Annotated in this window: 23 protein-coding genes and 1 pseudogene; 13 read left to right on the plus strand and 11 right to left on the minus strand. The window is 72.6% G+C overall.

Translation table 11 applies throughout. The features are described from left to right. Positions 1-47 precede the first annotated feature (47 nt). The gene (locus KV557_RS02580; RefSeq protein WP_256176837.1) at positions 48-848 is read right to left on the minus strand and encodes an inositol monophosphatase family protein; all 801 of its coding nucleotides are present in this window, start codon (positions 846-848) and stop codon (positions 48-50) included. 130 nt (positions 849-978) lie between these two features. On the opposite strand from KV557_RS02580, the gene KV557_RS02585 reads away from it, so the two are divergent. Further along, positions 979-1,971, plus strand: coding sequence for an Lrp/AsnC family transcriptional regulator (locus KV557_RS02585; RefSeq protein ID WP_218197941.1), 993 nt, complete (start codon positions 979-981; stop codon positions 1,969-1,971). Between the two features lie 49 nt (positions 1,972-2,020). Here the strand turns inward: KV557_RS02585 and KV557_RS02590 are convergent, their stop codons facing one another. The 3 genes from KV557_RS02590 to KV557_RS02600 form a co-directional block, all read right to left on the minus strand. Then, positions 2,021-2,503: a DUF2269 family protein gene (locus tag KV557_RS02590; protein ID WP_218197942.1), complete on the minus strand. Its 483-nt coding sequence runs from the start codon at positions 2,501-2,503 to the stop codon at positions 2,021-2,023. Positions 2,504-2,634: 131 nt separating this feature from the next. After that, positions 2,635-3,354: a 4'-phosphopantetheinyl transferase family protein gene (locus tag KV557_RS02595; RefSeq protein WP_218197943.1), complete on the minus strand. Its 720-nt coding sequence runs from the start codon at positions 3,352-3,354 to the stop codon at positions 2,635-2,637. A 135-nt stretch (positions 3,355-3,489) separates the two neighbouring features. Further along, complete coding sequence (locus tag KV557_RS02600) at positions 3,490-4,119, minus strand: TetR/AcrR family transcriptional regulator (RefSeq protein WP_218197944.1); 630 nt, start codon at positions 4,117-4,119, stop codon at positions 3,490-3,492. Positions 4,120-4,194: 75 nt separating this feature from the next. On the opposite strand from KV557_RS02600, the gene KV557_RS02605 reads away from it, so the two are divergent. Next, a complete protein-coding gene (locus KV557_RS02605; RefSeq protein ID WP_218197945.1) occupies positions 4,195-5,145 on the plus strand; it encodes a hypothetical protein in 951 nt (316 codons plus the stop codon). Between the two features lie 115 nt (positions 5,146-5,260). Here KV557_RS02605 and kynU read toward each other — a convergent pair whose 3' ends face one another. Then, positions 5,261-6,499, minus strand: a complete 1,239-nt coding sequence (gene kynU, locus KV557_RS02610) for a kynureninase (protein ID WP_218197946.1) — start codon at positions 6,497-6,499, stop codon at positions 5,261-5,263. A 14-nt stretch (positions 6,500-6,513) separates the two neighbouring features. Further along, a complete protein-coding gene (locus KV557_RS02615) occupies positions 6,514-7,344 on the minus strand; it encodes a tryptophan 2,3-dioxygenase (protein ID WP_218197947.1) in 831 nt (276 codons plus the stop codon). Positions 7,345-7,560: 216 nt separating this feature from the next. On the opposite strand from KV557_RS02615, the gene KV557_RS02620 reads away from it, so the two are divergent. Then, the gene (locus KV557_RS02620) at positions 7,561-7,995 is read left to right on the plus strand and encodes an Lrp/AsnC family transcriptional regulator (protein WP_218197948.1); all 435 of its coding nucleotides are present in this window, start codon (positions 7,561-7,563) and stop codon (positions 7,993-7,995) included. Positions 7,996-8,055: 60 nt separating this feature from the next. After that, positions 8,056-8,595 (plus strand): NADPH-dependent FMN reductase, encoded by a 540-nt coding sequence (locus KV557_RS02625; RefSeq protein WP_218197949.1) that lies wholly within the window; start codon positions 8,056-8,058, stop codon positions 8,593-8,595. 102 nt (positions 8,596-8,697) lie between these two features. On the opposite strand, the gene KV557_RS02630 is transcribed toward KV557_RS02625, so the two are convergent. Further along, positions 8,698-9,327, minus strand: a complete 630-nt coding sequence (locus KV557_RS02630; protein ID WP_218197950.1) for a MarC family protein — start codon at positions 9,325-9,327, stop codon at positions 8,698-8,700. A gap of 207 nt (positions 9,328-9,534) precedes the next feature. On the opposite strand from KV557_RS02630, the gene KV557_RS02635 reads away from it, so the two are divergent. The 3 genes from KV557_RS02635 to KV557_RS02645 all read left to right on the plus strand — a co-directional run bounded on the left by KV557_RS02635 (position 9,535) and on the right by KV557_RS02645 (position 13,034). Beyond that, positions 9,535-10,095: a DoxX family protein gene (locus KV557_RS02635; protein WP_218197951.1), complete on the plus strand. Its 561-nt coding sequence runs from the start codon at positions 9,535-9,537 to the stop codon at positions 10,093-10,095. Positions 10,096-10,305: 210 nt separating this feature from the next. Further along, positions 10,306-10,929, plus strand: coding sequence for a hypothetical protein (locus KV557_RS02640; RefSeq protein WP_256176838.1), 624 nt, complete (start codon positions 10,306-10,308; stop codon positions 10,927-10,929). Positions 10,930-11,216: 287 nt separating this feature from the next. Continuing rightward, positions 11,217-13,034 carry a glycosyl hydrolase family 18 protein gene (locus KV557_RS02645; RefSeq protein ID WP_218197952.1) on the plus strand — a complete coding sequence of 606 codons (1,818 nt, stop codon included), beginning with the start codon at positions 11,217-11,219 and terminating at the stop codon, positions 13,032-13,034. Positions 13,035-13,225: 191 nt separating this feature from the next. On the opposite strand, the gene KV557_RS02650 is transcribed toward KV557_RS02645, so the two are convergent. Beyond that, entirely contained in the window at positions 13,226-13,786 is a 561-nt protein-coding gene (locus tag KV557_RS02650) for a MarR family winged helix-turn-helix transcriptional regulator (RefSeq protein ID WP_218197953.1), read from the minus strand. A 146-nt stretch (positions 13,787-13,932) separates the two neighbouring features. Here KV557_RS02650 and KV557_RS02655 point away from each other — a divergent pair, with 146 nt between their 5' ends. The 4 genes from KV557_RS02655 to KV557_RS02670 all read left to right on the plus strand — a co-directional run bounded on the left by KV557_RS02655 (position 13,933) and on the right by KV557_RS02670 (position 18,611). Next, a complete protein-coding gene (locus KV557_RS02655; RefSeq protein ID WP_308129736.1) occupies positions 13,933-15,246 on the plus strand; it encodes an MFS transporter in 1,314 nt (437 codons plus the stop codon). Positions 15,247-15,405: 159 nt separating this feature from the next. Further along, entirely contained in the window at positions 15,406-17,031 is a 1,626-nt protein-coding gene (locus KV557_RS02660; protein WP_218197954.1) for a dolichyl-phosphate-mannose--protein mannosyltransferase, read from the plus strand. Further along, positions 17,010-17,819, plus strand: a complete 810-nt coding sequence (locus KV557_RS02665; protein ID WP_308129737.1) for an ABC transporter permease — start codon at positions 17,010-17,012, stop codon at positions 17,817-17,819. The genes KV557_RS02660 and KV557_RS02665 overlap by 22 nt, the downstream gene beginning before the upstream one ends. Before the next feature lie 204 nt (positions 17,820-18,023). After that, complete coding sequence (locus tag KV557_RS02670) at positions 18,024-18,611, plus strand: TMEM165/GDT1 family protein (protein WP_218198194.1); 588 nt, start codon at positions 18,024-18,026, stop codon at positions 18,609-18,611. Positions 18,612-18,647: 36 nt separating this feature from the next. Here KV557_RS02670 and KV557_RS02675 read toward each other — a convergent pair whose 3' ends face one another. Continuing rightward, positions 18,648-19,688, minus strand: a complete 1,041-nt coding sequence (locus KV557_RS02675; RefSeq protein ID WP_218197955.1) for a peptidoglycan-binding domain-containing protein — start codon at positions 19,686-19,688, stop codon at positions 18,648-18,650. 292 nt (positions 19,689-19,980) lie between these two features. On the opposite strand from KV557_RS02675, the gene KV557_RS02680 reads away from it, so the two are divergent. After that, entirely contained in the window at positions 19,981-22,053 is a 2,073-nt protein-coding gene (locus KV557_RS02680; protein WP_218197956.1) for an MFS transporter, read from the plus strand. Between the two features lie 69 nt (positions 22,054-22,122). Here KV557_RS02680 and KV557_RS02685 read toward each other — a convergent pair whose 3' ends face one another. Together KV557_RS02685 and KV557_RS02690 are read right to left on the minus strand one after the other, a co-directional pair. After that, on the minus strand, positions 22,123-22,419 hold the full coding sequence (locus tag KV557_RS02685) for a hypothetical protein (protein WP_218197957.1): 297 nt from the start codon (positions 22,417-22,419) through the stop codon (positions 22,123-22,125). A gap of 154 nt (positions 22,420-22,573) precedes the next feature. Next, on the minus strand, positions 22,574-23,050 hold the full coding sequence (locus KV557_RS02690; protein ID WP_218197958.1) for a MarR family winged helix-turn-helix transcriptional regulator: 477 nt from the start codon (positions 23,048-23,050) through the stop codon (positions 22,574-22,576). 561 nt (positions 23,051-23,611) lie between these two features. Between KV557_RS02690 and KV557_RS42150 the strand changes: the two are divergent. Next, a pseudogene (locus tag KV557_RS42150) lies at positions 23,612-23,905 on the plus strand (antibiotic biosynthesis monooxygenase family protein); the annotation flags it as partial. Positions 23,906-23,914 lie beyond the last annotated feature (9 nt).

The raw sequence follows: 23,914 nt of genomic DNA on the forward strand, positions 1-23,914 counted from the left end.
CGCCGCCCAGCACCGCACCTGATCACGGCACCGCCCCAAGCACGCGATCACCGCACCGCCCGCAGCACCCCCACCGCGTCCTCGTGCAGCCCGGGCGCGGCGGCGAGGAAGCTGTCGGACCCGGCCGTCCAGGCCGCTCCGGCGGCGTCCGTCACCGTCGCGCCCGCCTCGCTCGCGATCAGCGCGCCGGGCAGCAGGTTGCCCGCGTCGGCGCCGTACTCCCAGAACAGCGCGAGGTGCCCGGAGCCGACCTGGGCCACCTGGAGGGCGGTCGGCCCGAGGTTGCGCACCGCCAGGACGGCGCCCGCCATCGCGGACAGCGACTCGCCCGCCCGGCGCAGCGCCACCGGGTCGGCGGCGACGAGCGGCGGCTGGCTGGTGCCGGCGACGGTCGCCCGCAGCTCGCGCGGCAGCGGCGCGATCGGCCGCCCGTCCAGCCGGGCGCCGCCGCCGAGCACCGCCCGGTAGGTCCGCCCGCCGCCCAGCTCGGGCGCGTGCACCACGGCCAGGACCGCCTCGCCGTCCCGGACGAGCGTCGCGGTGACGGCCCACTGCGGCTGCCCGAGGAGGTACTGCACCGCGCCGTCGGTGGCGTCGCACAACCACCACTCGCCCTCGGCGGGCACCGTGCCGTCCAGCTCCTCGCTCACCCACCCGGCCTGCGGGCGCAGGGCGGCCAGCCGCTCCCGCAGCTCGGCGGCGGCCGGTCCGTCCACCTCGGCGAAGCGCGCCATGGCCTCCTCCGCCGTCCGCGCGGGCATGGGCTCGGCGGGCCGCCGCGCCGCCAGCTTCGCGCCGACCTCGCGCACCGCGGCCTCCACCCCGTCCGTCAGCGTCTGCAGCTCCATCGCCGTACTCCTTGTCCGTTCCGCTGTTGCCATCCCGGGGCCGGACACCCCGGCCGCGCAGGACAAGGAGTACCGTGAGAGCTGCCGAACGAGACGCTCAAGCGGACGAGACTGACGGAGATCGGACAGCATGGACCTCTCGACTGCTGATCCGGACACCGCGCTCGACGCCCTCGACCGCCGTCTGATCTGCGCCCTCCAGGTGGACGGCCGGGCCGAGACCGGCCGGATCGCCGAGGTGCTGGGCGTCTCCGCCCGGACGGTCACCCGCCGCCTGGCCCGGATGCAGCAGGCCGGCGTGCTGCGGGTGGTGCGGATGCCCGACGTCGAGGACGCCGCGGTCGGCGCGCTGCTGCTGCGCGTCCGGGTCCTGCGCGGCACGGTGGACGCCATCGCGCGGGCGCTGGCCGACCGCCCGGACGTCCCGTTCGTCGACGTGATGCTCGGCGGTCAGGAGATCGGCGCCGTCATGCTGAGCGGGGTCGGCGCCCGCGACCGCCTGCTGTACGGGCAGCTGCCGGCGACCGCCGCCGTCACCGACACCACCACCCACGCCGTCCTGCACGCCTTCGCCGACGCCGGGCAGTGGCAGGCCGGCTACCTGGACGCGGACGAGGCCGCCGCGCTCGCCCGGCCCGCCGCACCCCGCCCGGCGGCACCCCCGCCGCTGGACGAACTGGACCGCGTGCTGCTGGCCCGACTGGCCGAGGACGCACGGCAGTCGCACGCCGCCCTCGCCGCGGCCGTCGGCGCACCCGAGTCGACCGTCCGCCGCCGGCTGCACCGGCTCGACGACGCCGGACTGCTGCGCACCCACGCCACCGTCGACCCCCGGCTGCTCGGCATGGCCGTGGACGCCAACCTCTGGCTGGACGTGCCGCCGGGCCGGCTCGCCGAGATCGGCACCGCCCTGGCCCGGCATCCGCAGGTGCACGGGGTGTTCGCCACCAGCGGCCCGGCCAACCTGATGGCCACGCTGTTCTGCCCGGACCACGGCGGGCTCTACCGCTTCCTCACCGACACCCTCGGCCCGCTCGGGGTGGCTCGCGCCGAGACCGCGATCGTCGCCCGCGCGGTCAAGCGGGCGGGCGTCCCGCTCCAGCGGCCGGGCGTCCGCGGCTAGAACAGAAGCCGCTGGAACAGAAGCCGCTGGAACAGAAGAAAGGGAGGGCTCAGACCCCGGTGCTCGACCCCGGCCGGACGACCATCAGCACCACGACCACCGCCCACAGCAGGTTGAACACCCCGGCCGTCATCGGCAGCAGCTTCAGACCCTGGACGGCCTTGCCGTGCCGCTCGTCCCCGGCGTCGAGGCCCAGCGCGTCCACCGCGGCCTGCTGCCCGGGCAGCACGAAGAGCAGCAGCGAGAGCGCGGCGACAGCGGTGATCACCATCGAGGCGATCAGCCAGGACTGCCCGAGCACGTCCATCACCTGGGCCAGCCCGATGCCCAGCACCGGCACGGCCACCCCCAGCAGCGCGTAGACCTGGGTGATCCGGTGCAGGATCCGCAGCACGCCCGCGTCGGAGGCCTGGTCGGGCCCGCCCGCCAGCGCCGCCTTCGCCCGGCGCGGGAACATGCTGACGGCCACCGCGACCGGGCCTATGAACAGGACCGACGCGAGGACGTGCAGGCTCAGCAGGAACTTGGCCATGGCGGGGACACCCTTAATCCGGCGGTGGGCAGCTGACTCGGCGGGGCGCCCGGTTCCGGCGCCCGACCAGGCACGCTAACACCGCTTACCCGGCGGCCCCCCGCTCGGGTGGGCCCGGGCGGCGGCCCTGGTCAGCCGCCTGCCGTCAGCTCCACGACCTGCGGCTCGGCCGTGCTGACCGCCGCCACCGCCGCCCCGTGCTCCGGGTCCGTCCAGTCGAGCAGGTGCAGGTCCAGGTACCGGCTGCGCAGCGGGCCGTCGGCCGGGACGTCCAGGGGCAGGGCGGAGAGGTCGACCTCGGCCAGGGAGTCCATGCCGGCCCGCCCGATCTTGATCAGCGACTCCTTCCGCACCCACAGCCGCAGGAACGCCCGGTCCGGCTCCGGGGCGGCGACGACCAGGGCCAGCTCGGCGGGGGTGAGCACCCGCTCGGCCACCCCCTGGAGCGTGCCGCCGCGCGCGGCCAGCTCGACGTCCACGCCGACCGGCTCGTATCCGGCGGCGGCGGCGACCACGCCCTGGGTGTGCGACAGGCTCACGTGCACGTCCGGGCGGTCCGGGAGAAACGGTTTGCCGTGGTCGGCCCGGCCGCAGTCCGGGCACTGCTGGGCGAGCGTCAGGGCGGCGGCCGGTACGCCGAGCAGCCGGGCGGCGCAGAGCCGGACCAGGATGTGGCCGGCGGTGAAGTCAAGCCGCCCGGACTCCTTCCGGAAGCGCGCCGCGCGCTGGTGTTCGAGGTCGGTGAGCAGGTGCTCGCCCGCCTCGGGGTGGCGCAGCACGGCGTCGGCGGAGGCGACGGCGACGAGCGGGGCGGGCCGGTCCTGGCGCTGGTCCTGGTCCTCGGTGGTCATGCGTCCAACCTAGGCCATGCCTCGCGACCGGTGGGTACGGACGGCAACTGCGCCGTGCTGACGGTCGGTTCGGCCGCGCCGTTGAAACGGCCTCTCGGGCCGTCCGGTCCCCGCGACCGGGCGGCCCGAGCCGTGTCAGCGGTCCGCCGGGTAGCCTCGAAGCCCCGACGCCAGCAGGCCGAACGCCCGTTCCGCCGCTTCCTCGACGCGCGCGCGGACCGCCTCGGCCGGCTCCCCGGCCACCATGGCCCGCCGGATCTCCGCCAGCACCGCCCGGTGTGCGCCCGCGATCGCGCCGGCCAGGACGCGGGGAAGCGGGTCCTCCGGCCCGGCCCCCGACTCCTCCGCCAGGGCCGCCGCCAGGGCGGCTTCGGCGCGTTCGCCCAGCTCCAGCAGCCGGGCGCGCAGCGCCGGACTGTCCGCGACGATCCGCCAGAAGGCCGCCATCCCCGGCTGCAGCCCGACCGTCGGCTCGCCGGCCGCCACCGCCGCGAGCAGGTCGGCCCGGACCGCCTCGACCGCGGGGCTGCCCGCCGGGCGCCCCCGGACCACCGCGGCCAGGTGCGCCACGACCTCGTCCTGCCGGTCGAAGAACAGCTCCTCCTTGGTGGGGAAGTAGTTGAAGACCGTGTTGGTCGAGACCCCGGCGGCCCGGGCCACCTCCGCCACCGTGACCTGCTCGAACCCGCGCTCGGCGAACAGTCCCATGGCGGTGTCGGACAGCAGGGCCCGGGTCTGCTGCTTCTTGAGTTCGCGAAGTCCCATGGCGGCATCCTACGGCGAATCATGGTGTCACACTAAATTTGCAGTGGCACCAAAAATATCGGCTACGGTGGCGGCATGACCTTCACCTTCGGCATCTACCCAGGCGGCCTGCTCGGCAGCGACACCGGCCTGACCGAGCCCGTCCGCCCCGACGACCCCGCGCTGATCACCGCCGCTCTGTGCGAACTCCAGGGCAGTGCACCGGCGTTACTGGTCCGCGCCTACCGCTCGCACCCGGCGGGCGCACACACCCCCGAACGGCCCGAGCAGTACGCCACCGAGGGCCGGAAGCTCGACCTCGTGCTCCAATTCCGGCATCCCGACGGGAAGTTGGACGGCTGGACGGACTTCGTCCGGCGGACCGTCCGGGCCGAGGGCCACCGCCTGGCCGTCCTGCAGATCTGCGAGGAGCCCAATCTGGACCTCCCGCCCGTGGACGGCAGCATCCCGAACGTTCGCCGAGCGCTGGTCGAAGGGGTGATCGCGGCCAAGGAGGAGGCCCTGGCCTGCGGATACGGCGACCTGGCGGTGGGCTTCAACGCGGTGCCGTCCTTCGATCCCGCCGACACCTTCTGGACGGACCTCGGGCAGCTCGCCGACGAGCGCTTCCACCGTGCGCTCGACTACGTCGGGCTGGACTTCTTCCCGGACGTCTTCCGGCCGCTCCAGTCCGACCAACTCGCCGACGCCGTAAGGGCGGTGCTCACCGGCTTCCGGCGGGACGCGCTGGCCGCGGCGGGCATCGGCCCGGCGGTGCCGATCCGGATCTGCGAGAACGGCTGGCCCACCGGACCGGGACGTGACGAGGTGCGGCAGGCCGAAGTGGTCGAGGAGGTGGTCCGGACCGTCGCGGGCCTGGCCGCCGAACTCGCCGTCACCGGTTACGCGTTCTTCGCCCTCCGGGACGCCGACAGCGCGGGCGCGACTCTCTTCCACCACTTCGGCCTGCTCCGGGACGACTACTCCCGCAAGCCCGCCTTCGACGTCTACCGGCGCCTGATCGGGGAGTTGACCATCGCCGACTGAGCCGACTGAGCCGGCTGAGCCGACTGAGCCGACTGAGCCGACCGAGCCGGCCGGGCATGCGAAAGGCCCCTCGCACGGGCGAGGGGCCTGCTGCACGGCTCAACGACCGTCCCCCCTACGTCACCTCGCCCCGGCGGGAGAAGCGCTCCGCCCGCCACTCGCCGCTCGCCAGCACCTCGGCCAGCTGCCGGGCCGCGTCCCAGACGTCCGTGTGGGACAGGTAGAGCGGGGTGAACCCGAAGCGCATCAGGTCCGGCGCGCGGAAGTCCCCGATCACGCCGCGCTCGATCAGCGCCTGCACCACCGGGTAGCCGTCGGCGTGCCGCAGCGCGACCTGGCTTCCGCGCCGGGCGTGCTCGCGCGGGGTCGCCACCTCGATCCCGTCCAGGCCCTCGACCAGGGCGATGAACAGGTCGGTCAGCGCCAGGCTCTTCGCCCGGACGGCGGCCAGGTCGGCGCGCTCCCAGACGTCCAGGCTGGCGCCCAGCGCGGCCTGGCCGAGCAGCGACGGCGAACTCGTCAGGAACCGTCCGATGCCCGCCTTCGGGTCGTACCCGGGCTCGAAGGCGAACGGCCGGGCGTGCCCGAACCAGCCGCTCAGCGGCTGCACCGGGCCGGCCGCCAGATGCCGCTCGGCGACGTACAGGAAGGCCGGCGAACCGGGGCCGCCGTTCAGGTACTTGTAGGTGCAGCCGACCGCGAAGTCCGCGTTCGCCGCGCCGAGTTCGACCGGCAGCGCGCCCACCGAGTGGCACACGTCCCAGATCATCAGCGCGCCCGCGGCCTGCACCCGGGCGGTGATCCCGGGCATGTCCAGCAGCTCGCCGGTGCGGTAGTCCACGTGCGAGAGGACGACCGCGGCGACGTCGCCGTCCAGGTGCGCGTCCAGCTCCTCGGGCCGGATCAGCACGCTGCGCGCGCCCTCGACCAGGCCGGTCACGCCCTCGGCGATGTACAGGTCGGTCGGGAAGGCCTCGCCGTCCCCGAGCACGGTGCGCCGCCCCGGGCGCAGCCCGAGGGCCGCCGACAGCACCTTGAACAGGTTCACCGAGGTGGTGTCGCAGACCACCACCTCGTCCGCCCCGGCGCCGACCAGTGGCGCGATCCGCCGGCCCAGCGCGTACGGCTGCTCGAACCAGCCGGCGTCGTTCCAGCTGCGGATCAGCTCCCGGCCCCACTCCTCCTCGACCACCTGCCGCACCCGCTCGGGCGTGCGCACCGGCAGCGCGCCCAGCGAGTTCCCGTCCAGGTAGATGACCCCGTCCGGCAGGGCGAACTCCTTGCGGAACGCCGCCAGCGGGTCGACGGCGTCCAGCGCCGCGCACTCCTCGCGCGTGATCGTGCCCGTGATCATGCCCAGCCCCTCGCTCACATCTCGTCCCGGATCGTCCACAGCTCGGGGAACACGTCCTGCTCGGCCGACTTGCGCAGCCAGGTCAGGCCGCTGGAGCCGCCCGAGCCCGGCTTGCCGCCCATCGTCCGCTTGACCGCGTTCAGGTGCCGCTGGCGCCAGCGGGTGACCCGCTCGGCGACGTCCAGCAGCGCCTCGGCGAGCGGCTGGAGCGCGGCGAACTCCGGGTCGGTGTATACCCGGCGCCAGGCCGCCTCGACCTCCTCGGAGGCGCGGTAGCGCTGCTCGGACGGCTCGGCGTGGACCGCCAGGCCGCGGCGGGCCAGCAGGGCCAGGGCGTCGTCGTACAGGCCGGGGGCGCGCAGCGCCTCGGTCAGTTCGGCGTGCGTCTCCGGCACCTCGTCGTACATCTTGAGCAGGGCGACGTTCTTGTTGCCGAGGAGGAACTCCAGGCGCAGGAAGGCCGAGGACTGGAAGCCCGAGGCCTCGCCGAACAGTGCGCGGAAGGAGTTGAACTCCTGCGGCGTCATGGTGGCCAGCAGGTCCCAGGACTCGGTGAGCACGTCCTGGGCGTGCGTGCCGCGGCGCAGGGCGGCCAGCGCCGACGGCAGGTCGTCCTCGCGCAGCGCCTGCTGGGCGAGGGTCCACTCGTGCCGCACCAGGTCGAACAGCAGTTCCATCACCTGCGTGGTGACGATGAACGACATCTCGGCCGGCGCCTTGCTGAGCGGGTGCTGGAGGCTGTGCAACTCATCCAGGCGCGCGTAGCGGGCGTACGGGGTGCCCCGACCCGGCTGCCCGCCCCTGCCGAACGAAAGGCTGGGTGTCTCCACCGTGTCGTGCCCCATCCCGATCCCTCCTGTGACCCTGGGCCCCATCGCCCGAACCGGTGACCAGACGGACGGCCTGGTTCCACCGAGGACCCCATTGTGCGGCGGTGCCGGGCCCGGATTGAATGGCCTCTGAGCACCGCAAACGCCCCCGGGGCTGTTGTTCGCAAGGTGTTCGGACGATTCTCTTTACGATCGGCAGAACCGCCGATTCCAGCCACTCCGGGAGCCGCCATGGACGCCGTCGACCGCCGCCTGCTCGCCGAGCTCCAGGCCGACGCCAGGCTCTCGTACAACGAACTGTCCCGCCGGGTGAGCCTGTCCGCACCCGCGGTGGCCGAACGGGTCCGCCGACTGGAGGCGGACGGGGTGATCACCGGCTACCACGCCCACGTGGACCTCACCCGCTCCGGGCTGCCGATCACCGCGCTGGTCCAGATCCAGTGCTACGGCCCGCGCTGCGTGCTGCGCGACCCCGAGGTGGCGAACTGGCCGGAGGTGCTCCAGCTGCACCGGGTCACCGGCGGGGCCTGCTGCGTGCTGCTGGTCGCGGTGCCCACGATGGCCGAGTTCGAGGCGCTCTGCGACCGGCTCGGCGGCTACGGCCAGCCGTCCAGCTCGATGATCCTCTCCAGCCCGGTGCCCTGGCGGCCGGTGGTCGCCCCGTAGGAACCGGTGATCGTCCCGCCGGTGGCCTTGCCGTAGGCGTCAAGGAGTAGGTTCCTGGCCATGCCGAATGAGCGTCACATCCTGCTGCTGCCCGGAAGCCTGCGCGCCGGTTCGACCAACGAGACGGTGCTGCATACGGCCGCCGCCATCGCCGCCGAAACCCCGGGCATCGGCGCCACCTACTACACCGGGCTGGCCGAGCTGCCGCACTTCAACCCGGACCACGACACCGACCCGCTGCCGGAGCCGGTGGTCGGGCTGCGGGCGGCGATCGACGCCGCCGACGCGCTGCTGATCTGCACCCCCGAGTACGCCGGCACGCTGCCCGGCTCCTTCAAGAACCTGCTGGACTGGACGGTCGGCGGGACGGAGATCTCGGACAAGCCCGCCGCCTGGATCAACTGCGCCGGTCCGGGCCGCGGCCAGGGCGCCGAGGCCACCCTGCGCACCGTCCTCGGCTACACCGGCGCGGCCGTGCTGGACGAGGCCTGCGCCCGGATCCCGCTGGACCGGCAGGCGGTCGGCCCGGACGGGCTGGTCGCCGACCCGCTGGTGCGCGAGCGGATCGGTGCGGTGCTGGCCCGGCTCGCCGCGGGCTGACGCCCGTAGGCCGGGCTCGGTGCCCTTCAAGGAGCTCGGCGCCCCCCGGGGATCAGCGCCCCCCGGGGATCTGTGCCCCTCGGGGATCTGTGCCCCTCGGTGTCAGTGCCCTTCGGGGAGGTGCACCCCGAGCCCGGCCAGGCCGTTCAGGAACAGCTCCACCCCGACCGCCGCCAGCAGCAGCCCGAGCAGTCGGGAGAGCACCTCCAGCGAGGTGCGGTGGGTGCGCTGCATCAGCGGCGCGAGCAGGGCCACGCAGACGTAGTTGATCACCACGACGGCCACGTAGGCCCAGGCGACGGTGGCCCGCCAGCCCCAGTCGTCCTTGGCGAGCGAGGCGACCAGGACGGCGGTGATGGCGAGCGGGCTGGCGATGTACGGCAGCAGCAGTTCGCGGAAGCCGTCCAACATCGGGTTCGGCAGGTGCTCGTCGTCCTCGCCCTCGCCGAGGTGGACGCCGAAGACCAGCGCGACGGCGTAGAGGAAGAAGATCGTCCCGCCGGCGAGCTGCAGCGACTGGTCGCTGATGTGGAAGAGCGTGGTGACCTCGTCCGCGCTGAAACCGAGCACCAGGCCGATCACGGCCGAGACGACGGTGCTCCACGCCGCCAGCTGCCGCAGCTCCCGGGTGGTCCGGGAGGGGGCCAGCCGGGCGAAGGACAGCAGGACCTTCGGCGGGCCGACGACGGCGAAGAACGTGATGAAGGCGCTGCTCAGGTTGAAGACGAACATGGGCCAAGCATGACCGCGGCGATCATCGCGACCGCCCTGCCACGCCCCGGGCTCGGGCGTGGGCGTGGGCGTGGCGTGAATCGCACGGTCGGGCCGTTCATTCCTGATCACCGGCGGATTCGCCCGGATGGCGGTCCCGGCTCGAACGGCTGCGCGCTCTCGGGTCCCATGGAAGTCGGATCACCCTCCCGGGAACGAGGATGCGACATGTGTCTGAACCGTAAGGACCTGGGCCTGCTGGCCCTGCGCAGCGCGGTCGGCGGGGTGCTGATCGCGCACGGCACCCAGAAGCTGTTCGGCTGGTTCGGCGGCGGCGGCCTGGAGGGCACCACCAAGGCGATGGAGCACATGGGCTTCCACCCGGCCCGGCAGAGCGCGATCGCGGCCGGTCTCGGCGAGGCGGGCGGCGGCGCGTTGCTGGTGGCCGGGCTGGCCACCCCGGCGGCCGGCGCGGTGGTGGCCGGGACGATGGCCGGCGCGGTGGCGGTGCACGCGCCGTCCGGCTTCTTCATGACCTCCGGCGGCTACGAGTACCCGGCGTTCCTCGGCGTGACCGGGCTGGCGCTGGGCCTGGCCGGCCCGGGCCGCTACTCGGTGGACCACCTGACCGGCCACGTCTTCGACCGGCCGTGGGTCGGCGTGCTGGCCTTCGCGGCGAGCGCCGCGTCCGCGTACGGGGTGGTGGCCCGGCGCCGGCACGTGGTGCGGCTGCGCGAGGAGCGGGCTGCGATGGAGGCGGACGAGCAGGAGGGTTCGGGGCTGTCCTGACGGCGGCGGTGCCTCCGTCACCCCGACGTCACCCCAACGTCACCCGGACGTCCCCCGGAGGCACCACCCCGCTGGCGCCCCCGCCCGGAGCCTCGGAGGATGGGCCGGGAGACGTGCCGGGCAGCCGGTGCCGGGCCGATACTCCGGGCCGAGCTCCGGGCGGAAACCCCAGGCACTCCAGGCAGAAACTCGGGGAGAAACGAGGAGCTCATGGACCGCCAGCCGCTCACCCGGGCCACCCGCCGGGCCGCTCCCACGGCCACCGCGCAGCACCCGGACGCGCCCCTGCTGCGCCGCCAACGCCGGGCCGTGGCAGGGCTGTTGGCCGCTGTCGTGGTCGGCGGGACGGCGCTCGCGGGCTGCTCCTCGGGCAAGAGCGCGAGCAGCGTGGCGTCCTCGGCCGCGGGCGCCGTGCAGAAGAGCGCCTCGGCCGCCGAGTCCGCCGCCTCCGCGCTGGCCTCGGCCGCCGGCGGGATCGGCGGGGCGATCGCCTCGGCGGAGGGACAGGCCTCGGCAGCGGTGTCGGCGGCCTCGTCCGGGATCGCCGGGATCAAGGGCGGGCTGGACGCGAAGGGGGATGTGGCGGTGGGCACGGTGACCACCGGCTCGGACGGCAAGGCGCAGGCGGAGCTGACCGTCACCAACCACGGGCAGCAGTCGTACCGGTACGTGATCCAGGTCAACTTCACGGACGACTCCGGCAAGGTGCAGGACGCGACCGTGGTGACCGTCGACGACGTGGCCGCCGGAAAGAGCGCGAAGGCCACCGCCAGGAGCAATAGGGACTTGTCGGGCACCGTCAAGGCCGAGGTGGCCAACGCGGTCCGTTACTGACCGCGTACCGGCCGAAGGGTTCGAACCTTAAGCGCGGCTCAAAGCCCAACGCCACCCCTTGACGGGGGAGTTGGTCTAGTCCATTTTTATGCCCAGGTGCAGGGAGCCCCTGAACCGGCGTCAGCGGTCGCAGGCCGCGGGCGCCGGTTCGGCACATCCCGGTGTCCGTCACGGCCTGATCCCGCTCGATTCCCTTCTTCGATCTGTCATGCCCCGGTCGTCCGGCCCCACCCCGGACGAGCCTCCGGAGCGACGGAACCCCCCCCACAACCAGGAGTCACGCACCCATGCTGCGCTCACGCATTGAAAGGGCCGGGACCCCGGCTCAGGAAGGCGTCCGCCGTCGGCGCCCGAAGAGCCTGGCCGCGATCGCGGCCGGCACCGCCGCCTCCCTGCTGCTCGGCGCGGGCCTCGCCCTCACCGGCGGCGGCGCGGCCAACGCCGCGACCACCAACTCCACCGGCGCGCCCGCCACCAGCGGCGGCATCAAGGTCGCCTACTTCGACCAGTGGTCGATCTACGCGAACGGGTACTACCCCAAGACGATCCAGGACACCGGCGTGGCCGGGAAGCTGGACTACCTGATCTACGACTTCGCCAACATCCACCCGACCGACCTGGGCTGTTTCGAGGCCACCAAGGCCGCCAGCACGGACGACAACAACCCCAACGCGGGTGACAACGCGGGCGACGCCTTCGCCGACTACCAGAAGAGCTTCGGCCCGGACATCTCGGTCGACGGCGTCGGCGACGTCTGGGGCCAGCCGATCGCGGGCAACTTCAACCAGCTGAAGAAGCTGAAGGCGAAGAACCCCAACCTCAAGATCCTGATCTCGCTGGGCGGTTGGACCTACTCCAAGTACTTCTCGTCGGCGGCCGCCACGGACGCCTCGCGCAAGCACCTGGTCTCGTCCTGCCTCGACATGTTCATCAAGGGCAACCTCCCGGCGGACGCCGGCTACGGCGGCCCGGGCTCGGCGGCCGGCATCTTCGACGGCGTCGACATCGACTGGGAGTACCCGGGCGGCGGCGGCCACACCGGCAACATCTCCAGCCCGGCCGACAAGCAGAACTACACCCTGCTGCTGCAGGAGTTCCGCAACCAGCTGGACGCGCAGGGCAAGGCCGACAGCAAGACCTACGCCCTGTCGGCGGCGGTCGGCGCCGGTCAGGACAAGATCATGAACGTCGAGACCGACAAGATCGGCCAGTACCTCACCTTCCTCGACGTCATGACCTACGACATGCACGGCGGGTGGGACGCGCAGGGCCCGACCAACCACCAGGCCCCGCTCTACTCCGGTCCGAACGACCCGATGACCCCGGCCAAGCCGGGCCACGGCAAGTACTCGATCGACAACGCCATCAAGGCATGGACGGTCGGCGACGCGGACTACGGCATCCCCGGCGGTTTCCCTGCCAGCAAGATCAACATGGGTGTCCCGTTCTACTACCGCGGCTGGACCGGCGTCCCGAACAACGGCCAGAACGGCCTGTTCCAGCCCGCCGCCGGCCCTGCGGCCGGCGCGGCCATGTCCGGCAACGTCCCCGGCATCCAGATGTACAAGGAGCTCGGCGGCTTCGTCGACAACCCGGCCAAGACCTACTGGGACGACGCGGCCAAGGCCACGTACTTCTACGACGGCACCACCTTCTGGAGCGGTGAGGACACCCGGTCCATCCAGGCCAAGCTCGACTACGCGCACTGCAACGGCCTCGGCGGCTCCTTCGCCTTCTCGCTGTACGACCTGGGCACCCGGACCGGCCTGCTCGACACGATGGTGAACGCCACCAACGGCTCCGCGGCCGCCTGCCCGGCCCCGCCGACCGGCACCCCGACCCCGAGCTCCACCGCGACGCCGACCCCGACCGGCACCCCCACCGGTACGCCCACTTCCACCCCGACCGGCACGCCGACCAGCACCCCGACCTCGCCGGCCGGCTGCCCGGCGGCCCCGAGCTGGGACCCGAACACCACCTACGCGGCCGGCGGCACCAAGGTCTCCTGGAAGGGCCACTACTACACCAACAAGTGGTGGACCAAGGGCGAGGACCCGAGCCTCAGCGGCCAGTGGGGCGTCTGGACCGACAACGGCCCCTGCTGACACCGCCGCATCCAGCACCCGCCGCATCCAGCACCCGCCGCATCGAGCACCCGAACGATCGAGCACCCGAACGGTCGCGTACTCGAACGATCGGGCACCTGAACGGCTGAGGGCCTGACGGACCCTCGCACCGCAAGAGGTCCGGCCCGCCGGGGGAGATCCTCCCCGGCGGGCCGGAACCATTTCTGCCTTTACGCCAGGTCCGCGGTGCGCCCGAGCGCGTCCGGCCGGCTCTCCTCGATCCGCCGCAGCATCCGCGCCAGCAGCGCGGACAGCACGGTCCGCTCCTCGCCCACGATGTCCTGGAGCAGTTCCTCCTCGAACACCGCCGCCATCCGCATCGACTCCAGCCACTTGTCGCGGCCGTTCTCGGTGAGCTCGATGATCACCCGCACCCGGTTGGACTCGTCCCGCTCCCGGGTGACCAGGTCCTCGGCCACCATCCGGTCGATCCGGTGCGTCATCGCCGCCGGGGTGAGCCCGAGCCGCTTGGCCAGCTCGCCCGGCCCCAGCCGGTACGGGCTGCCCGCGACGACCAGCGCCTTGAGCACCTCCCACTCGGCGGAGGTGATTCCGAGCACAGTCAGCTGCCGGTCGTAGGCCACGCCCATCCGCCGGGCGACCCGGGACAGGGTCTGCACGATGGTCTCCACCTGCGGGTCCACCAGAGGGAATTCCCGCTGGTAGACGGCCACCTGCTCGGCGATGCCGAGCTCCCGGGGCTTGGCCGGCGCGGGCTTGTCGGTAGTCATGCGGACCAGTGTCGCACGGAGGCGTGCATCTCTTAAGCCTTTGACTCCACACTCTTCCGGTGCTAAGACTTTATCTCGTCAAACTTTAGCTCTGAAATCTTCTGGACTTAAGAGTATCCAGTTGAATCCAGGAAGGGGTGTGCACGGTGACCGGCACGGTGAAGCAGCAGAGGCAGCAGAGGCAGCAGCGACGCACGGCGGGCGGCCCGCTGCGCCGCGTCCAGATCGGCAACGCGCTCAGCGCGTTCGGCAGCGGGTTCACGATGCCGTACATGTTCGTGTACGTGGACCAGGTGCGTGGGCTGGGCTCGCTGGCGGCCGGGATGGTGTTCACCGTCTTCGCGCTGGCGGCGCTCGCCGTCCTCCCGTTCACCGGCCGCGGCATCGACAAGTACGGGCCCCGGCCCGTCCTGCTGGCCGGTACCGCGCTCGCCGCCACCGGCGCGTTCGCCTTCGGCCACGCCACCGGCACCCCGGCCCTGCTGGTCTCCTCGTTCCTGTTCGGCGCGGGTGTCACCACCTGCCAGCCGGCGCTCGCCACGATGATCGTCCGCTGCTCCACCACGGCGACCCGGGCGCACGCCTTCGCGCTGCAGTTCACCCTGGTCAACCTGGGCATGGGCATCGGCGCGCTGGTCGGCGGGCAGATCGTGAACGTGGCCGACCCGGCCAGCCTCACCCGGCTGTTCACCATCGAGGCGGCGACCTTCCTCGGCCTGGCCCTGGTCACCGGCACCGCCCGCATGCCCGCGGTCACGCTGACCGTCGTCCAGGGGAAGGCCGACGGCCCCCAGGGCCTGCGCGCGCTGGTCGCCGACAAGGCGATGCTGCGGTTCTGCGTCCTCGCCGGGCTGATCTTCTTCACCTGCTACGGCCAGTTCGAGTCCGGCGTCGCGGCCTTCGCCACCGACACCGTCGGCACCCCGCCGTCCACCCTGGGCTTCGCGATCGGCGCCAACGCGCTGACCATCGTCGTCCTGCAGATGTTCATGGTGAAGATCACCGCGCGCCGCCGCCGCACCACCGCGATGGCCGCGGCAGGCCTGGTCTGGCTCGGCGCCTGGACGATGGCCCTGGTGGCCGGCCTGATCCGGACCGAGACCATGGCCGCCACGGTCGCGATCGTCTCGATCTATGCCCTGTTCGGCGTCGGCGAGTCGCTGCTCGCACCCACCATGGGCCCGATCGTCGCCGATCTCGCCCCGGCCCGGCTGCTCGGCACCTACAACGCCGGGTACGCCCTGGTGAAGCAGATCGCGATCGCGGTCGGCCCGGCCGTCGGCGTGCTGCTGGTCGGCTCCGGCACCTGGCCGCTCTACCTGGCGGCCATGGCGGGCTCCACGCTGCTGATCGTCGCCCTGGCGCTGCGGCTGCGCCCGTACCTCACGCCGGAGCAGGACAACGCCGCCCCGGCCGTGGTCCGCGCCATCCCGGTCCGGGAGCTGCAGACCGCCGCGTAACCGATGTCCAAGCGGGCGCCGACCGGGTCACCTGGTCGGCGCCCGTCGCGCTTGGCTTCGCGACCACCGCCACATAGTGTCAGTGCCTGTTGACCGCCCGGCCTCCCGGCCGGCGCGGCGGCCACGGGCACAGCGGCACACAGGCGAGACGGCGAGGCAATGACGCAAGCGGCGCTCACGCACCCCCCGGCGGCACCGGCCCCGGCTCCCGCTCCGGCCCCGCGCGGGCTGCTCGGCCGGGCAGCCGATCGGGTCGACCGCGTCGAGTGGTCGGGCTGGCTCGGGCCGATCGGCGTCGCACTCTTCGCCGGCCTGCTGCGGTTCTGGAACCTCGGCCACCCCAACGCCTTCGTCTTCGACGAGACGTACTACCCCAAGGACGCCTGGTCGCTGCTGCAGCAGGGCTACGAGGGCAGCTGGCCGGACCACGCCAACACCGACATCCTGGCCGTCCCGCAGAGCGTCCCGCTCACCTCCGCCCCCGAGTTCATCGCCCACCCGCCGCTCGGCAAGTGGGTGATCGCGATCGGCGAGCAGCTCTTCGGCCTGCACCCCTTCGGCTGGCGGTTCATGACCGCCCTGCTCGGCACCGTCACGGTGCTGATGCTGGCCCGGATCGGCCGCCGCCTCTTCGGCTCCGCCCTGATCGGCTGCACCGCCGCCCTGCTGATGGCCGTCGACGGCCTCCAGCTGGTGATGAGCCGGATCGGCCTGCTCGACGGCGTCCAGATGTTCTTCGTCCTCGCCGCCTTCGGCAGTCTGCTGATCGACCGCGACCACGCGCGTGCCCGGCTGGCCGAGGCAGCCGACGGGGACCTGGTCCGGCTCGGCCTGCGGCCGTGGCGGATCGCCGCCGGGGTGTTCGTCGGCGCCGCCTGCGCGGTCAAGTGGAACGGCGTCATGATCCTCGCCGCCTTCGGCATCCTGACCGTGCTCTGGGACCAGTCCGGCCGCCGCGGGGCCGGCGCCCGCCACCCGTGGCGCTCGATGCTGGGCCGGGATGCCGTGCCCGCGTTCCTCGCCATGGTCGGCTCCGCCTTCGTCGTCTACGTCGGCGCCTGGGGCGGCTGGCTGGCGAGCGGTGGCAACGGCGGCGGCGGGTACGACCGGCAATGGGCCGACGGCCGGGCCGGACTCTCCCCGGACAGCTTCCTCGGCTTCCCGCTGCCGCAGGTCTCGATGAGCTGGGTGCCCGCGCCGCTGCGCAGCCTCTGGCACTACCACTCGCAGATGTACGACTTCAACACCGGCCTGAGCACCCCGCACACCTACCAGTCGAACCCGTTCAGCTGGCTGGTCATGGGCCGCCCGGTCTCCATGTACTGGGAGCAGGTCCCCAACGGGCAGCAGGGCTGCACCTCCTCGGGCGGCTGCGCGGCGCAGATCCTCGGCCTCGGCACCCCGCTGCTCTGGTGGACGGCCTGCTTCGCGCTGGCCTACCTGCTGTGGCGCTGGTTCTTCCGCCGCGACTGGCGCTCCGGCGCCGTGCTGTGCGCGGTGGCCGGGATCTACCTGCCCTGGTTCCAGTACCAGGAGCGGACCGTCTTCTCCTTCTACATGGTCGTCCTGGTGCCGTTCCTGTGCCTGGCCGTCGCCCAGATGCTCGGCGCGATCCTCGGTCCGGCCGGCTGTACCCCCGAGCGCCGCCGGATCGGCGCCGCGGCGGCCGGGCTGATCGTGCTCGCGATCGTCGCCTGCTTCGCCTTCTTCTACCCGCTGTACACGGCGGAGGTGATCCCGATGTCGGGCTGGCAGGACCGGATGTGGTTCACCAGCTGGATCTGACGCCCGTGCGCCTTGCGGCTTCCGGCGGCCAGCTGTTGCCCGTCACCCCGGTGCTCGGGGTGATCGCCGGCCTCCTGCTGCTGGCCGCCGTCGCCGTGGCCGGGTGGGGCCTGCTCGGGCACGGGCACGCGGTGCTGCGGGCCGGGTTGCGGGCCGTGGTGCAGCTGGCCGCCGTCGCCGCGGTGATCACCTGGGTGGTCGGCTCGCGCTGGTGGTCGGCGCTGTTCGTGCTGCTGATGTTCTCGGTCGCGGTACACACCGCCGGTCGCCGGATGACCCCGGGCCCCGGCTGGGTCTGGGCGGCGGCCCCGATCGGCGCCGGGGTGCTGCCGGTGCTCGTCCTGCTGCTCGCCGTCGGGCTGCTGCCGCCCGAGGGACTGTCCGTCATCCCGGTCGCGGGCATCCTGATCGGCGGCGGGCTCACGGCCACCTCGCTCGCCGGACGGCGTGCCCTGGACGAGCTGCGGCAGCGCCGCGGCGAGGTGGAGGCGGCGCTCGCGCTCGGGTTCGAGGAGCGTGACGCCCGGCTGGAGATCTGCCGCACCGCGGCCGCCACCTCGCTCGTGCCCGCCCTCGACCAGACCCGGACGGTCGGGCTGGTGACCCTCCCGGGCGCCTTCGTCGGCATGCTGCTCGGCGGCGCCTCGCCGGTGCAGGCGGGCGCGGTGCAGCTGTTCGTGCTGGTCGGCCTGCTGGCGGTGGAGTCGGTGGCGATCGTGGTGGTGCTGGAACTGGTCGGCCGGGGGCTGGTGACCGGGGAGGCGGCCGACGGCGTCCGGTACCCTTGAGCACGTTGAAGGGGAGTAGCCCTCCACCGGACCGTCGACATACTGGCCCCCCAGGGCCCGGCGCCCGGGGCACCCGTTCCTTAAGTGGGACGGTGCCGGCGAGACCTTCGGCCGCAGTGCTGTGAACCATGACCAGTGCTGTCGGGCCGAAGCGTCCCCTGACGGAGCCGCGGCGGGCCGGACAGCCCGACCGAGGGAATCCCTCTGATGAGCTTGACTGTTGCCGCGTTGACGTTCTGCATCATCTTCCTGGCCGAACTGCCGGACAAGACCGCGCTGGCCAGCCTGGTGCTCGGCACCAGGTACCGCGCGAGCTACGTCTTCGCGGGCATCGCCGCCGCCTTCGCGCTCCATGTGGGCCTCGCGCTGGTCGCCGGGCGCCTCCTCTCGCTGCTGCCGCACCGCTGGGTGGAGGGGGTCACCGGCGCGCTGTTCCTGGTCGGCGCCGCGATGCTGCTCTTCCACGGCGGGGACGACGAGGACGGGCACGCCGCCAAGGAGCCGTCCTCCAGCAGCTTCTGGAAGGTGGCCGGGGCGAGCTTCGTGGTCGTCGCGGTGGCCGAGTTCGGCGACCTCACCCAGATCATGACCGCCAACCTGGCCGCCAAGTACGCCGATCCGCTGGCCGTCGGCCTCGGCTCGTGGCTGGCGCTGTGCGCGGTCGGCGGGATCGCCATCGTGGGCGGGCAGAAGCTGCTGCAGTACGTGCCGATGAAGCTGATCGTCCGGATCGCGGCGGCGATCATGGTGGTGCTGGCGGGCGTCAGCATCGTCGGGGCCGTCACCGGCTGACGGGCTGCCGGCTGACGGGCTGTTGGGGAGTCGGGTTCAGCAGCCCGGGTCGGCTGCCAGGACGGCCTGGGTCTTCGGGCCGTATACGCCGGTCTCGCCCTTGACCCGGTTGGCGCGCTGGTAGCTGATGAGCGTCGACTGGGTCGAGTCGTCGAAGGTGCCGGTGATGATCGATTTGTCGACATACCCGCACATGGCCGCCCAGAGCTTCTGCTGCATGTCCTTGACGTCGGCCCCGACCATTCCCAGCTGCAGCACCCGAGGTGTGGGCGTCGGGGTCGGTGTCGGGGTGGGCGTCGGGGTCGGCGTGGGGGTCGGGGTGGGTGTGGGAGTCGGCGTCGGCGTGGGGGTCGGCGTCGGGGTGGGGGTGGGTGTTCTGGTCGGGCTCGGCCTGGCCGTCCTGGTGGGCGTCGGGCTCGGCGTGTCGCTGGTGGGCGGCGGGGAGCTCGGGGTCGGGGCGGCCGCGGTGGTCGGGTCCACCGGCGCGGGCGCGAGCGTGGCGGTGGGCAGCGGCTGCGCCTGGCGGACGGGCTCGGACGAGGGCGTCACCGCGTACGCGAGGCCGACGGTGAGCGCCAGCAGCCCGGCGCCGACGGCCGCGATCAGCACCTTGTGCCGGGCGATCGGGCTCTGCGCGGCCTGCTCGGCCGCCCGTCGCACGGCCCGTCCGCCGGTGGGGTCGGGCGCGGGCTCCGGCTCGGGCGTCGGGTTGTCGAACGGGAAGTAGCCGATGTCGTTCCTGGCACCGGGCGGGACCGGCGATAGCACCGTCGTCGCGTAGGCGCCCGGGGCGGGTCCCGGTACGGGGGGCAGCACGGTCGTCGCATAGGCGTCCGCGTCCGGCCCGAGCGGGGGCGCGACCGGCGGCAGGACGGTGGTCGCGAACGGGTCGGCGGGCCCGTCGGTCGTCGGCGGCTCCTCGGCCACCTGGCCGGCCGCCTGCGGCACGTACGGGCGGACCAGCGGCGGGCCCTCGACGTGCGGGAGGACGGTGGTCTCGGTGAGGCGCGGATCCGGGAGGCAGCCGCACCCGGCGGAGCGTGCGGTGCCGCACGTCGGGCAGTGCTGGTCCGGCATCGGCCGGTCCTCCTCGGTTCTCGGGCGTGCTGTCCGGGGCGGTCCCGGTCTCGCGATCGCGCCTGATTATGCAGGACGTCCCGGAGGGTGGACAGGGTTGTCCGGCCGTCCGCGGTGGGCTTGTGCCGGTTGGTGGTGGTTGGCCCCGGGGAAACGGGCGACGGCCGCGGTGCTTACGTTCGGCTCAATCAGACGGCGCAAACCGGGGCAATTCTGACAGCATGGTGAGCTGGGAGTGATCATCCGCACGGGCCCGCGCTCCAGCCGGGGCCCGCGACCCTACGGAGACGCCATGACGGACCCGCTCGCCGCGTCCGAGCGGAGCCCGGCGAACAAGCCCGGCCCGCCGGAGGTCACCGTCCCGAACCTCTGGGTGCCGATCGGCGCCCTGTTGCTGGCGATGCTGCTCGCCGCGCTCGACCAGACCATCGTGTCCACCGCGCTGCCCACGATCGTCAGCGACCTCGGCGGCCTGGAGCACCTGTCCTGGGTGGTCACCGCCTACCTGCTGGCCTCGACCGCGGCCACCCCGCTCTGGGGCAAGCTCGGCGACATGTACGGCCGGAAGCGCTTCTTCCAGGCCTCCATCGTGATCTTCCTGCTCGGCTCGGTGCTCTGCGGAATCGCCCAGAACATGGGCGAGTTGATCGCCTTTCGGGCTCTCCAGGGCCTCGGCGGCGGCGGGCTGATGGTGCTCTCCCAGGCGATCGTCGGGGACCTCGTCCCGCCCCGCGACCGCGGCAAGTACCAGGGCCTGTTCGGTGCGGTGTTCGGCGTCACGAGCGTCCTCGGGCCGCTGCTGGGCGGCCTGTTCGTCGACAACCTCAGCTGGCGCTGGGTCTTCTACATCAACCTGCCGGTCGGTGTGGTCGCCCTCGTGGTGATCGCGGCGGTGCTGCACGGGCTGGAGGTGAAGCGCGAGCACCGGATCGACTACCTGGGCACGGCGCTGATCGCCGCCGTCGCGACCTGCCTGGTGCTGATGACCTCGCTCGGCGGCACCACCTGGGCCTGGAGCTCCTGGCAGATCGTCGGGCTGGGGGTGCTCGGCCTCGTCCTGCTGGTGGCCTTCGTCCAGGTGGAGCGGACGGCCGTCGAACCGGTGCTGCCGCTGCGACTGTTCCGCTCGCGGACGTTCAGCCTGGTCGCGGTGATCTCCTTCGTCGTCGGCTTCGCGATGTTCGGCGCGCTCACCTACCTGCCGACCTTCCTCCAGGTCGTCCAGCACGTCTCGCCCACCCTGTCCGGCATCCACATGCTGCCGATGGTGCTCGGCATGCTGGCGACCTCGATCGGCTCCGGCCAGATCGTCGCCCGCACCGGGCACTACCGGGTCTTCCCGATCGCCGGGACGGCCGTCACGACCGTCGGTCTGCTGCTGCTCTCCCGGCTCGACGAGAACAGCAGCACGACCGAGATGAGCTTCTACTTCCTCGTCTTCGGCCTCGGGCTCGGCCTCGTGATGCAGGTGCTGGTGCTGATCGTGCAGAACTCGGTCGGCTACCAGGACCTCGGGGTGGCCACCGCCGGCGCCACGTTCTTCCGCTCCATCGGGGCCTCCTTCGGCGTCTCCATCTTCGGGACGATCTTCGCGAGCGGCCTGCGCGACCGGCTGGCCCACGTCCTGACCGGGGTGCCGCTGCCGCCCGGCTTCCGCCCCGACGCGATCACCTCCGACCCGCGCCTCATCACCCGGCTGCCGGCCGCCGTCCAGGCGAGCGTCCACCACGCGTACGCCGAATCGATCACCCGAGTGTTCCTGTACGCGGTGCCGGTCGCGGCGGCGGCCTTCGTGCTGTCGCTCTTCCTGCAGGAGCAGAAGCTGCGCTCGACCGTGACGGCGCCGGACCTCAGCGAGTCCATCGGCCTCAACCCGGTGGAGCGCTCGTCGTTGGACGAAATCGCCCGCGCGCTCTCGGTGTTGAGCACCCGCGAGGCCCGGCGCGACCTGTTCCGGCGGATCACCGCCACCGCCGGACTCGACCTCAGACCGGCCTCCAGCTGGCTGCTCCTGCAGATGCACCACCACGGCTACGCCGAGCCGGCGGAGCTGGCCGAGCGGCGGATCATCCCGATCTCCGTCGTCGAGGACGCGGTGCGGGAGGTGGAGGGCCGGGGCCTGGCCGCCCGGTCCGGAGGCCTGTCGCTGCGGCTCACCGAGCCGGGCGAGGAGGTCGCGCTGAAGCTGGTCGCCGCCCGCCGCTCGCAGCTCGCCGAACTGCTCGGCGACTGGGACGAGAAGCAGTACGCCGACCTCGCCGACCTCCTCACCCGCCTCAGCTCCACCCTCTGCGCCGACCCCCGCGACCGCCCCGACCCGATCGGCCCCCAGCCCCCGTACCGCGGCGAGGGCCGGTCGTTCTGACCGGCCGTCATCGGTCGGCGGTCCGCTGCTGTCCGGGCACACGCCCGGACAGCAGCGAGGTGAGAGGTGTCAGCAGGTGCGCAGAGCGAAGTGGCCCATGATGGACTCGTTGGTCGTCCGCGTCTCGCCGGGCTGCAGCACCCAGCATTCGTTGTAGCCGAACCAGATGCTGGTCTCCACCCGCTGTGTGGTGCTGCAGTTGTTGGTGACCTGAGCGAAGTTGTCCCCATACACGTCAACCACACAGGACGGCACGCCGGTGGTGGCGGTGGGAGTCGCAGTGGCCGCGGAAGCTATTCCCGGGCCGGACAGGGCGAGGGCGATCCCGCCCAGGGCGAGGGCCGCGGCCTTGGTGATCTTGCGCATGTCGTGTGCTCCTCAAGGAATCGCAGCGGCCTGATCGGCCGCTGAGTTCACTCATCAGACACCGCCTTCGGCCGGGCCGACAGGGAAGCCCATCCTTTCTGACAACTTCCTGTAGGGATCGGGAGGTTGTGCCGTCACGGCCGGCAGGTGCCACTCACGGTCCGCCGAACCAGCGCGGGGTGTCGAGGCGGAACGGGTCGCCGGGGGCGAGGAGGCGCAGGCCGGTCTCCAGTTGGCGGAGGTGGTCCTCGCCGAGGGTGGCGGACCACTGGGTGCGCAGCTCGTCGAAGATCCGGGCAGAGCGGGCCAGGCAGTCCACCCCGCGCGCGGTGAGGCGGACCACCTTGCGGCGGGCGTCGGCGGGGTCGGTGCCGCGTTCGACGTAGCCGAGCTGCTCCAAGCCGTCGATGGTCTTGCCGGCCGCCTGCTTGGAGACGCCGAGGCGGCGGCCGAGTTCGACGGCGGTGGTGCCGTGCGGGCCGATCGCCTGGAACACGAAGCCGTGCATGGGCCGCAGGTCGGGGTGGCCCTCGCGGGCCAGGCGCTCGTGCAGCTCGTCGATGATCGTCCGGAAGGCGAGCAGGAGGCGCAGCGGCAGCTCGAAGCCGGGCGGGGCGGGTTCGCTTGACACGGATAGACAACCTCATTGACCATATAGACAACGTCGTTGTCCATCTTAAGGGGTTTCTTCGCCATGCCCGTTATCCGTCACGCCGACGCGCGCCGCACCGAGACGCCGAACGCCGTCATGACCACCTACGCCTCGCCGACCCAGGGCACAACTGCCCTGGCGATGTGGCAGGTTGACATGTCGGCGGGGAAGCAGGGCCCGCTGCACGCCATGGACGTCGAGCAGATCTGGACGTTCGTGACCGGCGCCGCCACCGTCGACCTGGCCGGCGACGCCGTGGCCGTCACCGCCGGCGACACCCTCGTCCTCCCGGCCGACGTCGCCCGCCAGATCACCACCCTCGACGGCTTCACCGCCGTCGTCGCCTCCCCGTCCCCGGCGCACGCCTACAACCCGGACGCCGTCACCCCTGCGGGTGCCTGCGGCCTCGCGCCGAAGGACGCCGAGCGCCTCCTGCCGCCGTGGATCGCCTGACCTGTGCGATGTGAGGTGTAGGAGACTGCTCGCAGTAACCGAGCCGGCGGCCGTTCGCGGACCCCGGTGGACGAGGAGAGGTGCGGCATGTCCGTCGTCAAGATCAACGTACTGACGGTTCCCGCCGAGCAGCGGGCGGAACTGGAGAAGCGGTTCGCCTCGCGGGCCGGCGCGGTGGAGAACTCGGACGGCTTCGAGTGGTTCGAGCTCCTCCGCCCGGTCGAGGGCACCGAGCAGTACCTGGTCTACACCCGCTGGCGCAGCGAGGAGGACTTCAAGGCCTGGATGGAGGGCCCCATGCAGGCCGCCCACCGCAGCGCCCCGGAGGGCGAGGCCCCGAAGCGCCCCGCCGCCTCCGGCTCCACCCTCTGGTCCGATGAGGGCGGGCTG

Origin of the sequence: Kitasatospora aureofaciens, assembly GCF_019192735.1 — a bacterium.
GTDB lineage: Bacteria > Actinomycetota > Actinomycetes > Streptomycetales > Streptomycetaceae > Kitasatospora > Kitasatospora aureofaciens_A.

What these genes read in the sequence shown, in the direction of transcription:
- KV557_RS02580 (WP_256176837.1), bottom strand. Translation starts at nt 848, where the DNA reads ATGGAGCTGCAGACGCTGACGGACGGGGTGGAGGCCGCGGTGCGCGAG.
- KV557_RS02585 (WP_218197941.1), top strand. Translation starts at nt 979, where the DNA reads ATGGACCTCTCGACTGCTGATCCGGACACCGCGCTCGACGCCCTCGAC.
- KV557_RS02590 (WP_218197942.1), bottom strand. Translation starts at nt 2,503, where the DNA reads ATGGCCAAGTTCCTGCTGAGCCTGCACGTCCTCGCGTCGGTCCTGTTC.
- KV557_RS02595 (WP_218197943.1), bottom strand. Translation starts at nt 3,354, where the DNA reads ATGACCACCGAGGACCAGGACCAGCGCCAGGACCGGCCCGCCCCGCTC.
- KV557_RS02600 (WP_218197944.1), bottom strand. Translation starts at nt 4,119, where the DNA reads ATGGGACTTCGCGAACTCAAGAAGCAGCAGACCCGGGCCCTGCTGTCC.
- KV557_RS02605 (WP_218197945.1), top strand. Translation starts at nt 4,195, where the DNA reads ATGACCTTCACCTTCGGCATCTACCCAGGCGGCCTGCTCGGCAGCGAC.
- kynU (WP_218197946.1), bottom strand. Translation starts at nt 6,499, where the DNA reads ATGATCACGGGCACGATCACGCGCGAGGAGTGCGCGGCGCTGGACGCC.
- KV557_RS02615 (WP_218197947.1), bottom strand. Translation starts at nt 7,344, where the DNA reads ATGGGGCACGACACGGTGGAGACACCCAGCCTTTCGTTCGGCAGGGGC.
- KV557_RS02620 (WP_218197948.1), top strand. Translation starts at nt 7,561, where the DNA reads ATGGACGCCGTCGACCGCCGCCTGCTCGCCGAGCTCCAGGCCGACGCC.
- KV557_RS02625 (WP_218197949.1), top strand. Translation starts at nt 8,056, where the DNA reads ATGCCGAATGAGCGTCACATCCTGCTGCTGCCCGGAAGCCTGCGCGCC.
- KV557_RS02630 (WP_218197950.1), bottom strand. Translation starts at nt 9,327, where the DNA reads ATGTTCGTCTTCAACCTGAGCAGCGCCTTCATCACGTTCTTCGCCGTC.
- KV557_RS02635 (WP_218197951.1), top strand. Translation starts at nt 9,535, where the DNA reads ATGTGTCTGAACCGTAAGGACCTGGGCCTGCTGGCCCTGCGCAGCGCG.
- KV557_RS02640 (WP_256176838.1), top strand. Translation starts at nt 10,306, where the DNA reads ATGGACCGCCAGCCGCTCACCCGGGCCACCCGCCGGGCCGCTCCCACG.
- KV557_RS02645 (WP_218197952.1), top strand. Translation starts at nt 11,217, where the DNA reads ATGCTGCGCTCACGCATTGAAAGGGCCGGGACCCCGGCTCAGGAAGGC.
- KV557_RS02650 (WP_218197953.1), bottom strand. Translation starts at nt 13,786, where the DNA reads ATGACTACCGACAAGCCCGCGCCGGCCAAGCCCCGGGAGCTCGGCATC.
- KV557_RS02660 (WP_218197954.1), top strand. Translation starts at nt 15,406, where the DNA reads ATGACGCAAGCGGCGCTCACGCACCCCCCGGCGGCACCGGCCCCGGCT.
- KV557_RS02675 (WP_218197955.1), bottom strand. Translation starts at nt 19,688, where the DNA reads ATGCCGGACCAGCACTGCCCGACGTGCGGCACCGCACGCTCCGCCGGG.
- KV557_RS02680 (WP_218197956.1), top strand. Translation starts at nt 19,981, where the DNA reads ATGACGGACCCGCTCGCCGCGTCCGAGCGGAGCCCGGCGAACAAGCCC.
- KV557_RS02685 (WP_218197957.1), bottom strand. Translation starts at nt 22,419, where the DNA reads ATGCGCAAGATCACCAAGGCCGCGGCCCTCGCCCTGGGCGGGATCGCC.